Source organism: Dyella sp. (assembly GCF_035503745.1).
Classification (GTDB): Bacteria; Pseudomonadota; Gammaproteobacteria; order Xanthomonadales; family Rhodanobacteraceae; genus Dyella_B.
The window spans coordinates 143,253-157,133 of sequence record NZ_DATJTC010000008.1; the positions used below are offsets into that span (position 1 = coordinate 143,253).

Consider the following 13,881-nt stretch of genomic DNA (forward strand, 5'->3'; position numbering starts at 1 on the left):
AAGCACTGCAAGCCGTACGCGCACGATTGGCGCGCACGGCTCGGCTGCCGTTCACGTTGCCGCATTTTTTGCGGTAACCGCAAAAAGCAAACGGCGGGCATAGGCCCGCCGTTTTTCCATCCCTAGGTCGAACTCCATTCCGATAGCTGTTTTCGCTATCCGTTGCTTGCCGATTAGAACGGGTAGTAACGGAAGCTGGTGAAGAACATGTTGTCGGACGCTTGCGGCGCATTGCCGTTGATATCGGTGAACAGCTGACGCGATGCATGCGAGAACTGCGAACCGACCTGCACGCGGCCGAACTTGCCCTGGTAGAACTTCCACCAGAAGCCGATCGTCTGCTCCTTGACGCTGCGGGTCTGGCCCGTGCAATCGGTGGCAGCGCCGTAGATCAAGCAGTCGCTGTTGTTGTAGCCGAGCAGTGCCGAGCCATAGCCCAGCGGCTTGCCGTTCACGCCGGTGGTCAGGTAGCTGTCTTCCTGCTCGCGACCCGCTGTGGCGTAGACGTCCAGCGAGCTTGTGGCATGCCATGTCAGCGTGGCCAGCGCCATGTTTTCCTTCAGCGGATGCGGTGCGCCGTCCGTCGTGTAGGTGATGTCGTTCAGACCCGCCGAGCCGTAACGGCCAATGCCCTTGCCGCTCACGCCCGACAACTGGAAGTCCAATACCTTCGGAACCAGCGGCAGAATCATGCCGAAGCCGAAGCCGCCGCCGTGCGCGGTCTGGTTGGTCGTCGCTGCCGGACCGCCGTTGGCGGTGGTCGGCGTCACGCGGGTGGTGAACTGGCGGGTGATGCCGAACAGTTCATAGTGGCCCCAACCCGGATCGACCGCACCCTTCACGATGATGTCCGGAATCTGGTTGATCGACACCGTGTTGAGCGTGTCATACAGCGAACCAGCCGCGACCGTGGCCGTGGTCGTGGCATAGCCCTTGGTGCCCGTGCCGGCCAGGGAGCCGATACCGGCGGTCTGCGGATTTTCCACCGACAGACCCAACCACCAGGTCTTGTTCCAATCCTTCACGATACGCAGCTGCGTCTGGCGAGCCCAGTTGAAGCCCACGTTATACTGTGCGTCGATCGTGGGAGGCAGCACTTCCTTGGTCGGGGTAATACCCACGCTGTCCAAGGTCATCAGCGACCAGGCCTGGCCGCCCAGCAAGTGCAGGCCGTAGTCGTTCCAATCGATGTTGGTCCACAACTGACGGATACGCAGGTTGAACGAGTTGCTCTCGTTCATGTTTGCCGTCTGTGCGCCACCCAGGAAGTCCGTCTCGTAGTAGCCGGTCACATGGGTCGAATCGTTGATGTCGCCCTCGGCCTTGATCGACAGGCGGCTCTGGCGCGCGCTGTACAGGAACTGGTCGTTGCGGGCGTTGGTGACCGGATAGGTCGTGGTCGCGCCGCTGCCGGTGTTGATCGGCGCGGTGCTGGTGCCGCCCTGGAACGGGATGGCGGTGAATTTGGTAGCGATGTCATCGGCGGTATCGCGCGAGCGGTACGCCGTTTCAGCCGCCAGGAAGCCGCCGAAGGTCCACTTCACGCCGCCGGTGCCGCCCAGGGTGTCGCCACCCTTGCTGGCCAGCTGCGCTGCAGCGGTCTGCACTTGCGTCTGCGTCTGCGCAACCTGCGCCTGAGTGGCCTGCACGGCCTGGGCAGTCTGCTGCTGCGCCTGGGATTGAGCAGCGGACTGGGATTCCAGGTCCTGCACCTTCTGTTCCAGCGCTGCGATCTCGGCCTTCATCTCTGCCAGTTCAGAGGCACTAACAGTCACTTTCTTGTTAGAGGTCGTCTGTGCCGACACAGCCGTAACGCTGGTCAAGCCCAAACCGGCAGCGATGGCCACCGTGAGCATCTTGGAACGCATGTTGTTGTCTCCGCTATCAATGGAACCGCATTGGCATCCCAAGTCACTTCCCCTGGTAGTGGCCTGCGGGTTGGCGGCATGATCGAGCGGCAGCTTTACCGTTAGATGGATGTTATGTGACAGAACAAAGACAAAACCATACGGTCGGCTATACAGGTGGGCGTAAACCTTTGTACGGCTGATATGCTTGTGCAATGGAGCAACTCAATAACAGCCTGGCAGCACGACTGGCCGAACGCTTTCGCGGCTTCCTGCCGGTGATCGTGGACGTGGAAACCGGCGGCTTCGACGCCGAGCGCGACGCCCTGCTGGAAATTGCCGTGGTCGTGGTAGGCATGGACCAGGAAGGCAATCTTTACCCGCACCCGGCCGTCTCCACCCATGTGGAGCCCTTTCCCAACGCCAACATCGATCCGCGCGCGCTCGAAATCACCGGCATCGATCCGGACAACCCCCTGCGCGGCGCGCTCGACGAACGTGCGGCGCTGGATCACATCTTTGCGCCCGTGCGCCTGGCGATGCGGCAGAGCGAATGCCAGCGCGCGATCCTGGTGGGCCACAACGCCGCCTTCGACCTGGGCTTTCTCAATGCGGCGGTGCGGCGCGTGGGGCACAAGCGCAATCCGTTCCACCCGTTCAGTTGTTTCGACACCGCCACCTTGAGCGGCCTTGCCTTCGGGCAGACCGTCTTGAGCAAGGCCGTGCTGGCGGCCGGTTATGCCTTCGATTCGCGCGAAGCGCATTCGGCCGTCTACGACGCCGAGCGCACCGCCCTGCTATTTTGTCGCATCGTCAACCGCCTGCGCGCGCTGGAAGTCCTTGAATTGGAACGCGTGGGCTCAACCCTTCCCTGACAAGAAGTTGCGGCTGTCATAAAGCTGCAATATTCATCTCATCTCATTGCAACACGCAGCCCCTGCAATACACGGGACTTACGGCATCCCTTCGCCACTTCCCTCCAAAGGAGCCTCTGTGTTGACTTCATTCAAACTTCCGTCGCGCCTCGGCACGCTTGCCGTGGCGGTCACCGTGTCCCTGTTCGGCATGACGGCGCAAGCCACCGACATCACCGGTGCGGGCTCCAGCTTCGTTTACCCGGTCATCTCCAAGTGGTCGGCCGCTTATGCCGAAAAGACCGGCAACCACATCAACTATCAGTCGATCGGCTCGGGCGGCGGTATCGCCCAGATCAAGGCGGGCACGGTCGATTTCGGCGCTTCGGACATGCCGCTGAAGCCCGAAGACCTGGCCAAGTTCGGCCTGGGCCAGTTCCCCGACGTGATCGGCGGCATCGTGCCGGCGTTCAATGTGGCGGGCGTGGCCGCCGGTTCGCTGGTGCTGGATGGCAATACGCTGGCCAACATCTACATGGGCAAGATCACCATGTGGAACGACCCGGCGATTGTCGCGCTCAACCCCGGCAAGCACCTGCCGGCGTCCAAGATCTTCGTGGTGCATCGCTCGGACGGTTCGGGCACCACCTTCAACTTCACCGACTACCTGTCCAAGGTCAGCCCGGAATGGAAGTCCAAGGTGGGTGAAGGCACGGCCGTGCAGTGGCCGGCGGGTATCGGCGGCAAGGGCAACGAGGGCGTGTCCGCTTATATCAAGCAGATCCCCAACTCGATCGGCTACGTCGAATACGCCTATGCGCTGAAGAACAACATCGGCTACGCGAAGATGAAGAACGCGGCCGGCAACGTGGTGGAGCCCAACACCGCCAGCTTCCAGGCTGCCGCCAACACGGCCGACTGGAAGAGCGCCAAGGACTTCAACCTGTTGATGACCAACGCCCCGGGCGCCCAGGCTTGGCCGATCACCGCCACCTCGTGGGTGATCATGTATAAGACGCCCAAGAACCTCGCCAACACCAAGGTCGCTTTCGACTTCTTCAAGTTTGCCTACACCAACGGTCAGGACGCTGCGCGCTCGCTCGACTACGTGCCGCTGCCCGAATCGCTGGTCCAGCAGATCGAAACCTACTGGTCCAGCGAATTCAAGATGTAAGCTGCGCGCTGTCGCAACGACAGCCACAGCCTCTGGACTTGCGACGCGCGCAACGGTTCGTTGCGCGCGTCGTTCTGATTACCTTCACCGCGGAAACGCCTCAGCATGCAAGCGACAAGCGCCGAATCGCTCGCCCGTGATACCGAACATCGTTCGCGCGCCGATGCCCGTCACGATCTCATCTTCCGTCTCCTGCTCCGCTGCTGCGCGCTGATCGTGCTTGCCACGCTGCTGGGCGCGGCGCTGTCCACGCTGTGGGGCGGGCGCGACGTGCTGTTCAAGGACGGCTTCCATTTCCTGACCAGTACCGAGTGGAACCCCGTCGACAACCAGTACGGCGCGCTGGCGCCGATCGTCGGCACCCTGGTTACCTCGTTGATTGCGCTGGTTCTCGCGGTGCCGGTGAGCTTCGGTATCGCGCTGTTCCTTACCGAAATCGCCCCCAACTGGCTGCGCGGCCCAATAAGCGCGGCGATCGAACTGCTGGCAGGCATTCCCTCCATCATCTATGGCATGTGGGGCCTGTTCGTGTTCGTGCCGTTCATGTCGAGCATCGAGCCGGCGCTGAACGACACGCTTGGCAACATCCCGTTGATCGGCGCGCTGTTCCAGGGACCGCCGCTGGGCCTGGGTACGCTCACCGCGGGTATCGTGCTGGCGGTGATGATCCTTCCGTTCATTTCCTCGGTGATGCGCGAGGTGTTCCAGACGGTGCCCGCGCGCCTGAAGGAATCTTCCTACGCGCTGGGCTCCACCACCTGGGAGGTGGTGTGGGACATCGTGTTGCCCTATACCCGTTCGGCGGTCATCGGCGGTATCTTCCTGGGTCTGGGCCGCGCGCTCGGTGAAACCATGGCGGTTACCTTCGTGCTGGGCAACTCGTACAACCTTACGGCTTCGCTGCTGATGCCGGGTACCTCGATTTCCTCGAGCATCGCCAACGAATTCAACGAAGCGGTAGGGCTGCACCGCTCCGCGCTGATCGCGCTGGGCTTCCTGCTGTTTGTGGTGACCTTCATCGTGCTGCTGATCGCACGCCTGATGCTGCGCCAGCTCGCTCGCCGGGAGGGCCGCTGATGTCCGCCATCTACGCACGCCGCCGTGTCACCAACATCCTCGCGCTTGCGCTGAGCGCCCTCGCCACGCTGCTGGGCCTGGTGTTTCTGGTGTGGATTCTCTGGATCACCGCGCAGAACGGCTTTGGCGCACTGAAGCTGAGCCTGTTCACCAAAATCACTGCCTACGGCCCCGATGGCGGCCTGTCCAACGCCATCGTCGGCAGCTTGGAAATGGACCTGATGGCCTTGCTGATCTGCGCGCCGATCGGCGTGCTGGCCGGCACGTACCTGGCCGAATACGCCAGCAGCACGCGCCTGGGCGCGTCGATCCGCTTCCTCAACGACATCCTGTTGTCGGCGCCGTCGATCGTGCTGGGCCTGTTCGTGTACGTGATCGTGGTGGTGCCCTCCACGGCACTGACCGACGGCAACATCACCTTCTCCGGCTTCGCCGGCAGCGTGTCGCTGGCCTTGATCGGCCTGCCCGTGATCGTGCGCACCACCGACGAAATGCTGCAGCTGGTGCCGGGCACGCTGCGCGAAGCGGCGCTGTCGCTGGGCATTCCGCAGTGGAAACTCACCATGCAGGTGCTGATGCGCGCGGCGCTGTCGGGCATCCTTACCGGCGTGCTGCTGGCGCTGGCGCGCCTGGCCGGCGAAACGGCACCGCTGCTGTTCACCGCCTTCGGCAATACGTACATGACGATCCATCCGCTGGACAAGATGGCCAGCATGCCGCAGACGATTTATCAGTACACCAACGATCCGGACCCGGCGCTGCATGCGATCGCATGGGCCGGCGCGCTGCTGATCACCCTATTCGTGCTGGCGCTGAGCCTACTGACACGCATCATGTTTTCGCGCAAGAAGGTGAGTTATGAATGACCTCGCCGCCGCCTCCGCGGCGCCCATGACCGGTGCCACGGCGCCCGCCAAGATCAAAGTGCGCGACGTGCACTTCTACTACAACGGATACCATGCGCTGAAAGGCATCGACATGGATATCCCCGAGAAGCAGGTCACTGCGATCATCGGGCCTTCCGGTTGCGGCAAGTCCACGCTGCTGCGCATCTTCAATCGCATCTATGCGATCTATCCCAAGCTGGAAGCCAAGGGCAGCATCGAACTGGACGGCGAGAACATCCTCGACCCCGGCTATTCGATGAACCGCTTGCGCACCAAGGTGGGCATGGTGTTCCAGAAGCCGGTGCCGTTCCCGATGACCATTTTCGAAAACGTGGCCTACGGCATCCGCCACCACGAGCGGCTGTCGCGCGCGGACATGGAGATGCGCGTGGAGCAGGCGCTGCGCAGCGCCGCGCTGTGGGACGAAGTGAAAGACAAGCTCAAGCAGAGCGCACTGGGCCTTTCCGGCGGCCAGCAGCAGCGCCTGTGCATTGCGCGCGGCATCGCGCTGCGTCCGGAAGTGCTGCTGCTGGACGAGCCCACCTCCGCCCTCGACCCGATCGCCACGGGGCGTATCGAACAGCTGGTGGAAGAGCTCAAGCACGAATACACCATCGTGATCGTCACCCATAACATGCAGCAGGCCGCGCGTTGTTCGGACCGCACCGCCTTCATGTACCTGGGCGAGCTGATCGAGTTCGACAATACCGAAAAGATTTTCACCAAGCCCGGCAAAAAACAGACCGAAGACTACATCACCGGGCGCTTCGGATAACCGGCGCCGAGCACCACTGAATGCTTTCTCCCATCCGGGTAGATGGCAGGGTGAGGGGCCAACCTGGCGAGACGCTTCAACAGCCCCCTCTTCCACTTTCATAAACGAGGCAACACCCATGAGCGGCAGCAGCAAGGAACACATCATCAAGAGCTACGACGACGAACTGATTCGCCTGACCGGCGAACTGGTCCGCATGGGTGAGCTGGCGGTCAGTCAGTTGGAAGCGGCCATCGACGTGGTCGAGCGCCGCGACGAACGCGCCGCGCAACACGTGGTGCATAACGACGAGGCCATCGACCAGCTCGAGCAGGAAATCAGCCACGACGTGGTGCGCCTGCTGGCGTTGCGCGCGCCCATCGCCGGCGACCTGCGCAACGTGTTCGCGGCCTTGCGCATTGCGGCGGACATCGAACGCATCGGCGACTACGCCGCGAACGTGGCCAAGCGCTCCATCCCGCTGTCGATGGCGGCGCCGCTGACGCCCACCGGCGGCCTGGCCCACCTGGCCGAGCTTGCCGCCAGCGAAGTGCGCGAGGTGTTGCGCGCCCACCGCGACCGCGACGCCGAACTCGCGCTCAAGGTGTGGCACGACGACGTGGAGCTGGACGAAGCCTACACCGCTTACTTCCGCGAACTGCTCACCTACATGATGGAAGACCCGCGCGTCATCACGCCCTGCACCCATCTGTTGTTCATGGCCAAGAACATCGAGCGCATCGGCGACCACGCCACCAACATCGCCGAGAACGTGTGGTTCCAGGTGAAGGGCGAGCCGCTGGCGGCGCCGCGCGACAAGCGTGACCTGACGTCCAATCCGGAGCCGGTGAAGCTCGGGAATCGGCCCGATTAACTGCGGGCTGCGAAGCGCCCAACGCCATCGACGGCTGTGATGGCCTCGCCGCCAGGGGCGCTTGCAATTTTCCCCTCCACCTGCCCGTGACCTTACCGTCATTCCGCCTGCGCCGGGATGACGGCAAGGCTCCAGCCATCGCCTCGAAGCGTTACCGCCCTGGCAAGCTAAAGCCCCGCTTCCCGCGCGCGCCTGCGCAACCGCGCGCTGTGCACCATGCCAAAAACGCCAATCACCATCCAAGCCACTTGCATGAAAAACGCGGCGGCATTGAAGCTGCCGAACACCAGCGACAGCATCACGCCAAGCGCGCCCAGCACGTTCATCAGCTGAAACACCAGGCCGTTGCCGTGCAGCTTGTGGGCCTGCAGCAGCAGGAACGCCAGCAGCACCAGCACCACGCCGATGTAGCCGGCCCAATCGTGCCAAAAGAACGTCATCGCACACCTCGCTGGCGCAACGCCTCGAACAGGACGATACCGGTGGCCACCGATACGTTGAGGCTTTCCATCGTACCGGGCATGGGAATGCGCGCCACGAAATCGCAGGTCTCGCGCGTCAGCCGGCGCATGCCCTCGCCTTCGCCGCCCAGCACCAAGGCCACCGGCCCCTTCAGGTCCAGGTCGTAGATCGACTGCTGTGTGTCGCCAGCCAAACCGGTGATCCACACACCCGCGTCCTTGAGCGTACGCAATGCGCGCGCCAGATTGGTCGCGGCAACCAGCGGCACGCGATCGGCGCCGCCGGCCGAAGCACGACGCACCACCGGCGTCAGCCCCACCGCGCGATCCTTGGGTACCACTACCGCCGTCACGTTGGCCGCCGCGGCACTGCGCAGGCAGGCCCCCAGATTGTGCGGGTCGGTGACGCCGTCAAGTACCAGCACCAGCGCTTCGCTGCCGGCTTTTTCGATCAAGTCAGGCAAGTCGTTTTCGCCGGCCAGCGGCGGCGGCTCGTAAAGCGCGACGATACCCTGGTGACGCGCCTCGCCGGACACCCGATCAAGCTGCTCGCGCGGACGGTGGTGCACCGGAATCTTCAATGCCTTGGCGCGCTCGGCCAATTCATGCACGCGGGGGTTGCGCTGGCCGTTTTCCACCAGCACTTCGCGCACGCGCTCGGCGTCGTTGCTCAACGCGCCTTCCACCGGGTTGATCCCGACGATCCAACTGTCGCTCATCGTTTGCCTTTTGCCTTTTTCGCGCGCGCCTTGCCGACGGACGCCTTGTTCGTGCCCGTGACCTTGCGGCCGGACGCTTTCTGTTTATTTTTGCGCTTGCCCGGCGCAGCGGCGGCTTGCTCGCCCCAGCCTTTCTTGCCGGGACGATCCGCGCCCTGCTTGCCCTTGGCGTCCTCGCGCGCGGGCACGCCAGGCAACGCCGGCAGCGGCTTGCGGCCCGCGGGCAGCGAATAGCGTTCGCCGGCTGCCGCGTAGTCGTAGGCACGCGGCGTAGCCGCCGTTGGCGCGGCGGCGCCTTGCCTGCCCGGCTGCACCAGGCGGAAATCGATCTTGCGATCTTCCAGGCTCGCCCGCAAAACCTGCACCGCGACATGGTCGCCCAGGCGGAACTGCGCGCCGCTGCGCTCGCCTTTGAGCAGATGCCGCACCGGATCGAAGTGGTAATAGTCGTTGCTGAGCTGGCTGATATGCACCAGGCCCGAGACCTTCGATTCGTCCAGCTCCACAAACAGGCCGAACGAGGTCACGCCGGTAACCGTGCCGTTGAATTGCTCCCCGACATGTTTGGCCATCCAGGCGCAGCGGAACCGCTCGTCCACGTCGCGCTCGGCCTCCTCGGCACGGCGTTCGCGCTGCGAGGTGTGCACGGCCATCGCGGCCATCGCAGCGTCGGTGTAATCGTAGGCGCCGGGCTTGCCGCCCTTGAGCGCATAGCGGATCGCGCGGTGCACCAGCAGGTCGGGATAACGGCGGATGGGCGAGGTGAAGTGCGCATATGCGCTCAGCGCCAGGCCGAAATGGCCGCGGTTATCGGGTTGATAGGCAGCCATGCTTTGCGCGCGCAGCAGCACCGATTGAATCAGTTCGCGCTCGGGCCGGTCGTGCACCACGCGCAGCACGTGGGAGAAGTCGGCAGGGGTCACCTCTTCCAGCGGCGGCATGCGCAATTTGAATTCGCGCAGGAACTGCTGCAGGTCTTCGTATTTTTCCGCCGGCGGCGGTTCATGCGCGCGATAGAGCGCGGGAATCTTGCGCTTCTCCAGAAACAGCGCCGCCTGCACGTTGGCCGCGATCATGCATTCCTCGATCAGCTTGTGCGCGTCGTTGCGCTCCACCGCGCCCACCGTTTGCACCTCGCCGGTCTGGTCGAGGCGGAATTTCACTTCCGGCGTTTCGAAGTCGATCGCGCCGCGGCGACGGCGCTGCTCGGACATCGCCTTGTACAGGGCATGCAGGTTGCGCAGTTGCGGCAGCACGTCGGCCACTTCGTGCTGCACGTCCTGGTTTTCCAGGCCGATGGCCTGCCAGACCTTGTCGTAGGTCAGGCGCGCATGCGACAGCATCACCGCGTCGTAGAACTTGGCTTTCGTCACCTCACCCGAAGCGTCGACCTGCATGTCGCACACCATGCACAGGCGTTCCACTTTCGGGTTGAGCGAGCAGATGCCGTTGGAGAGCGTCTCGGGCAACATCGGCACCACGAAGCCCGGGAAGTAAGTGGAAGTGCTGCGCTCGTAGGCTTCCTTGTCCAGCGCACCACCCACGCGCACGTAGTGCGAGACATCGGCGATCGCCACCACCAGGCGCCAACCGCCGCCGCGCCGGGGTTCGGCGAACACCGCGTCGTCGAAGTCGCGCGCATCGTCGCCGTCGATCGTCACCAGCGGCAGCTTGCGCAGATCCATGCGCCCTTCGCGCTCCTGGGCCGTTACCTCCGGCTCGATCTGCGCCGCTTCGCGCAGCACTTCAGGCGGCCATTCATGCGGCAGGTCGTGGCTGGCGATGGCCATTTCCACCAGCAGCGACGGCTGCAGGCGTTCGCCCAGCACAGCGCGGATCGCCCCAAGCGGCCCGCGATAGGCAGTGGGCGGATCGGTGATTTCAACCACCACGATCTGCCCCGAACGCGCACCCTGCTCCTTGCCCGGCACGATCATGACGTCCTGGTGCAGGCGGCGATCGTCCGGCACCACCAGGGTGACGCCATTGTCGATCACCACCCGGCCGACCAGACGCGGCGAGCGGCGCTGCAGCACTTCCACGATCGCGCCCTGCCGGCGCCCGCGACGATCGACGCCGACCACGCTGGCAAGCACGCGATCGCCGTGCATCACGCTGCGCATCTGATACGGAGAAAGATAGAGATCCTCGCCGCCCTCGTCCGGACGCAGAAAGCCGTAGCCCTCCGCGTTGGCGAGCACCATGCCGGGGATCAGGTCCAGCTTGCGCGCCGGCGCATAGCCGCCACGCCGGCCCAGCAGCAGTTGGCCGTCGCGCACCATCGCGGCAAGCCGCTTGGACAGCGCCAGGATGCTGTATTCGTCGTGCAGCGCCAGCGCCTCGGCGACGCGCGCCTCGGTCAACAGCTCCCCACGCTCCTCCAGCAGCGCCAGGATGGCCTCGCGGCTGGGAATGGGGCGCTCGTAGCGTTCGGCCTCACGCCGGGCATACGGATCCTGATGCGGCCCGCCGGCCGGCACCTGCGGCGGCGACGGGGTTACGTAGCCGCGACGCGCGGCTTTTTCCGCGCCGGTCCGCCCCTTGGGGGCCTTGGCCGCCTTGCGCGGGGCTTTTTCCTTGCTTCGAGTTTTTTTCGGGGTCACGGTGTAAGTATCGCCTTGATGAACGATTCGATAAATGGTCCATTTCAACGCGGCACGCGCCTGCTGGGACGTCGTGAAGAAACAGTTGACAAGATGTCCTCCGATACCTAATCTACGCGGCTCGCACAGCCCAAACGGCTTATGCGACACCTGCCCAGGTGGCGGAATTGGTAGACGCACTAGTTTCAGGTACTAGCGGGTAAAACCGTGGAGGTTCGAGTCCTCTCCTGGGCACCACGAAATTGAACAATATCGCGGCTTAGCAACCCCTCATGGGTAATTGCTGGCCGCGTTTCTGTTTTTGCACCTGCAAAAACTTCTTACCCCAGCATTCATCGCGAGGCCGACCCGCCCGTGCCTTCTCAAGCTCGCACCCGGCACCGCTGTAAGAACTGAGCGGAGAGATGGCACGCCATTTCGTCAGGTCGGACCCGATACGCAGACCACAGGTCGCCTCAAACAGATGCGAGCAACGTAATCGCTGGACACGATTGCGCCCAAGCTCGAACACATAGCACCTGTTGACCGATCGCATATATCGGCAGTGGCAGCTACCTGCGATTGCCAGTTGTCAGCCGCCCCTTGGGCTGCCTTGTTGCTCACAAGACTGTTCCTGGCCTACCGTATTGCCATTCGACCAGGGGTAAGGAACAGGGCGGCTATGGCAAGCAGAAAAGAAGTGCTGGCAGAGGCTCAGCTTGGCAGTCGTGTGGCCGAGGACGAAGGGGAATCACTCCACTCCTACTTCGTGGAGACAGATCAGTGGCGCAGGCTCCTAACGGGCGACGTTGATATCGTGTTCGGTGCAAAAGGCACCGGCAAAAGCGCTTTGTATTCGCTTTTACTTGCCAAAAAAGAGGAGCTTCGATTAGGTCGGCGGACGCTCTTCCTAGCTGCCGAAAATCCTCGAGGCACCCCGGCTTTTCGCGATCTTGGTACTGGACCGGCGCTAACTGAAGACCAACTTCGGGGGCTTTGGAAGCTCTATTTTCTGTCGTTGTCCGCTAACTACCTTCGGCACCATATGGAGACGGCAAAGATTCGCAATGACAAAGCCACCCACGTTATTGGCGTATTGACCGAAAACAAACTTCTAGAGCCCAACGTTAATCTGCTGGCCCGCCTTAAGGCGACGATGGAGTACCTGCGGAGATATATCCCAAACCTCGATTTAAAGATGACCGATCCATCCACCGGCTACGAATTTAGCGGAAAAATCACGCTGGCAGAGCCGAATGGGGAGCAGCGGCAACAAGGTTATGTATCCGCTGACAACCTCCTTGAAACGCTCGACGCAGCGTTCGCAGAAATGCACATCACAATTTGGCTGGTGCTAGATCGCCTCGATGTGGCATTTGCCGAGTCAGACGAGTTAGAGGTCACTGCGTTACGAGCCCTCTTCCGAACGTACTTGGATATCGTTGGTCTTTCGCAGATCAAAGTTAAGATTTTTCTGCGCGACGACATTTGGCGGAAGATTGTGATTGGCGGTTTCCGTGAAGCTAGTCATGTAACTCGTACGCTGACACTGAGCTGGAACCAACAGTCCTTGCTCAACCTGCTTGTTCGCAGGCTCTCTTTTAATGAAAGCCTCTGCAAGTACTACGGCTTGAGGCGCGGAGATATTATTGCTACCGCCCAGCTTCAGAATGACTTTTTCTATTCAATTTTTCCGCAAAAAATCGACATTGGCGCGAAGCAGCCGAACACACTCGACTGGATGCTGTCGCGAACCGCTGATGGCACGAAAAGAACCGCGCCGCGCGAGTTGATTCATCTATTGCTTGAAACGAGAGCTGAGCAATTGAAGCTGTATGAGCTAGGGAACGCCGAGCCCGATGAGAACAGGCTATTTTCCAATTCGGCTGTTCGATTTGCGTTGCCCGCGGTATCCAGAGCTCGCTACGAACTCACCTTGTGCGCTGAGAATCCGTCTCTGAAACCCTATCTTGAAAAGCTGGAGCGCGAGAAGGCTCAGCAGTCAGTAGCGACGCTGGAATCGCTTTGGAAGTGCACCACTCAAAAGGCAACGGAGATTGCCGAAAAATTGGTAGAGGCAGGGTTCTTCGAACGACGGGGAACTAAGGATGCCCCCGCCTACTGGGCGCCGTTCCTCTATCGCGATGCCTTGCATCTTGTACAAGGCGCAGCATAGGCAACCGGTCGTTTTAGGATCGCAAACTCACCCAGACCAGCGCAGATTACCCTTTGGCGACCAACGTTAGAGCTGGAGCACCGCTCGCGCGCTATGAACGCGCCGGTAGATGACAGACAGGGCTCACCCATTGAACCCGTTGGCTAGTTCCACCGTGGGTAATTTGTGGGGAACACTAGGGGGGAGGCGAGAGGGGGTAATACGGGGCGATAACGACTCCCTTCATCCCCAACAAATGGCTTAACTGAGCGGTTTACGGGGAGGTAGAGGGCAGCAGGGGGCGATAGCGAAAAACCCCGAAATTGCATCTCCTGGGCACCAACAAATAGCTAAAAGCAAGCCCCTTTTGCGACACTTGGCGCGAAAGTGCAGAGACAAAAAGCCGGCCTCGTGCCGGTTTTGTCGTTTCCGGCCCCCCGTGGGGCAATCCCGGACCACGGCGATTGCACAGCCTGTCTTTTCATGGCTGAGAAGAG

The 13,881-nt window shown here is 62.2% G+C and carries 11 protein-coding genes and 1 tRNA gene; 8 read left to right on the forward strand and 4 right to left on the reverse strand.

Annotation, left to right across the window (positions count from 1 at the left end):
- Positions 1-173: 173 nt before the first annotated feature.
- Complete coding sequence (locus VME63_RS02995; RefSeq protein ID WP_325430092.1) at positions 174-1,868, reverse strand: hypothetical protein; 1,695 nt, start codon at positions 1,866-1,868, stop codon at positions 174-176.
- 194 nt (positions 1,869-2,062) lie between these two features.
- Between VME63_RS02995 and rnt the strand changes: the two genes are divergently transcribed.
- From rnt to phoU, 6 genes are all read left to right on the forward strand, one after another.
- On the forward strand, positions 2,063-2,722 hold the full coding sequence (gene rnt / locus VME63_RS03000) for a ribonuclease T (protein WP_325430093.1): 660 nt from the start codon (positions 2,063-2,065) through the stop codon (positions 2,720-2,722).
- A 121-nt stretch (positions 2,723-2,843) separates the two neighbouring features.
- On the forward strand, positions 2,844-3,875 hold the full coding sequence (pstS, locus tag VME63_RS03005; protein ID WP_414648195.1) for a phosphate ABC transporter substrate-binding protein PstS: 1,032 nt from the start codon (positions 2,844-2,846) through the stop codon (positions 3,873-3,875).
- A 105-nt stretch (positions 3,876-3,980) separates the two neighbouring features.
- Positions 3,981-4,952 carry a phosphate ABC transporter permease subunit PstC gene (pstC, locus tag VME63_RS03010; protein WP_325430095.1) on the forward strand — a complete coding sequence of 324 codons (972 nt, stop codon included), beginning with the start codon at positions 3,981-3,983 and terminating at the stop codon, positions 4,950-4,952.
- The gene (gene pstA / locus VME63_RS03015; RefSeq protein WP_325430097.1) at positions 4,952-5,818 is read left to right on the forward strand and encodes a phosphate ABC transporter permease PstA; all 867 of its coding nucleotides are present in this window, start codon (positions 4,952-4,954) and stop codon (positions 5,816-5,818) included. Before pstC ends, pstA begins: the two co-directional genes overlap by 1 nt.
- On the forward strand, positions 5,811-6,614 hold the full coding sequence (gene pstB / locus VME63_RS03020) for a phosphate ABC transporter ATP-binding protein PstB (protein ID WP_414648191.1): 804 nt from the start codon (positions 5,811-5,813) through the stop codon (positions 6,612-6,614). The genes pstA and pstB overlap by 8 nt, the downstream gene beginning before the upstream one ends.
- 118 nt (positions 6,615-6,732) lie before the next feature.
- Positions 6,733-7,467, forward strand: coding sequence for a phosphate signaling complex protein PhoU (gene phoU / locus VME63_RS03025; RefSeq protein ID WP_325430099.1), 735 nt, complete (start codon positions 6,733-6,735; stop codon positions 7,465-7,467).
- Between the two features lie 167 nt (positions 7,468-7,634).
- Here phoU and VME63_RS03030 read toward each other — a convergent pair whose 3' ends face one another.
- The 3 genes from VME63_RS03030 to rnr are packed head-to-tail and all read right to left on the reverse strand — an operon-like array spanning position 7,635 to position 11,250.
- Entirely contained in the window at positions 7,635-7,907 is a 273-nt protein-coding gene (locus VME63_RS03030; protein WP_325430101.1) for a CBU_0592 family membrane protein, read from the reverse strand.
- Entirely contained in the window at positions 7,904-8,647 is a 744-nt protein-coding gene (gene rlmB, locus VME63_RS03035; RefSeq protein WP_325430103.1) for a 23S rRNA (guanosine(2251)-2'-O)-methyltransferase RlmB, read from the reverse strand. Before rlmB ends, VME63_RS03030 begins: the two co-directional genes overlap by 4 nt.
- Entirely contained in the window at positions 8,644-11,250 is a 2,607-nt protein-coding gene (gene rnr, locus VME63_RS03040; RefSeq protein WP_414648192.1) for a ribonuclease R, read from the reverse strand. Before rnr ends, rlmB begins: the two co-directional genes overlap by 4 nt.
- A 152-nt stretch (positions 11,251-11,402) precedes the next feature.
- Here rnr and VME63_RS03045 point away from each other — a divergent pair.
- Positions 11,403-11,487: transfer RNA gene (locus tag VME63_RS03045), tRNA-Leu, on the forward strand.
- Positions 11,488-11,911: 424 nt separating this feature from the next.
- Positions 11,912-13,405 carry a P-loop ATPase, Sll1717 family gene (locus VME63_RS03050; protein ID WP_325430105.1) on the forward strand — a complete coding sequence of 498 codons (1,494 nt, stop codon included), beginning with the start codon at positions 11,912-11,914 and terminating at the stop codon, positions 13,403-13,405.
- Positions 13,406-13,881 lie beyond the last annotated feature (476 nt).

What these genes read in the sequence shown, in the direction of transcription:
- VME63_RS03030 (WP_325430101.1), bottom strand. Translation starts at nt 7,907, where the DNA reads ATGACGTTCTTTTGGCACGATTGGGCCGGCTACATCGGCGTGGTGCTG.
- pstA (WP_325430097.1), top strand. Translation starts at nt 4,952, where the DNA reads ATGTCCGCCATCTACGCACGCCGCCGTGTCACCAACATCCTCGCGCTT.
- VME63_RS02995 (WP_325430092.1), bottom strand. Translation starts at nt 1,868, where the DNA reads ATGCGTTCCAAGATGCTCACGGTGGCCATCGCTGCCGGTTTGGGCTTG.
- VME63_RS03050 (WP_325430105.1), top strand. Translation starts at nt 11,912, where the DNA reads ATGGCAAGCAGAAAAGAAGTGCTGGCAGAGGCTCAGCTTGGCAGTCGT.
- rlmB (WP_325430103.1), bottom strand. Translation starts at nt 8,647, where the DNA reads ATGAGCGACAGTTGGATCGTCGGGATCAACCCGGTGGAAGGCGCGTTG.
- pstC (WP_325430095.1), top strand. Translation starts at nt 3,981, where the DNA reads ATGCAAGCGACAAGCGCCGAATCGCTCGCCCGTGATACCGAACATCGT.
- phoU (WP_325430099.1), top strand. Translation starts at nt 6,733, where the DNA reads ATGAGCGGCAGCAGCAAGGAACACATCATCAAGAGCTACGACGACGAA.
- pstB (WP_414648191.1), top strand. Translation starts at nt 5,811, where the DNA reads ATGAATGACCTCGCCGCCGCCTCCGCGGCGCCCATGACCGGTGCCACG.
- rnt (WP_325430093.1), top strand. Translation starts at nt 2,063, where the DNA reads ATGGAGCAACTCAATAACAGCCTGGCAGCACGACTGGCCGAACGCTTT.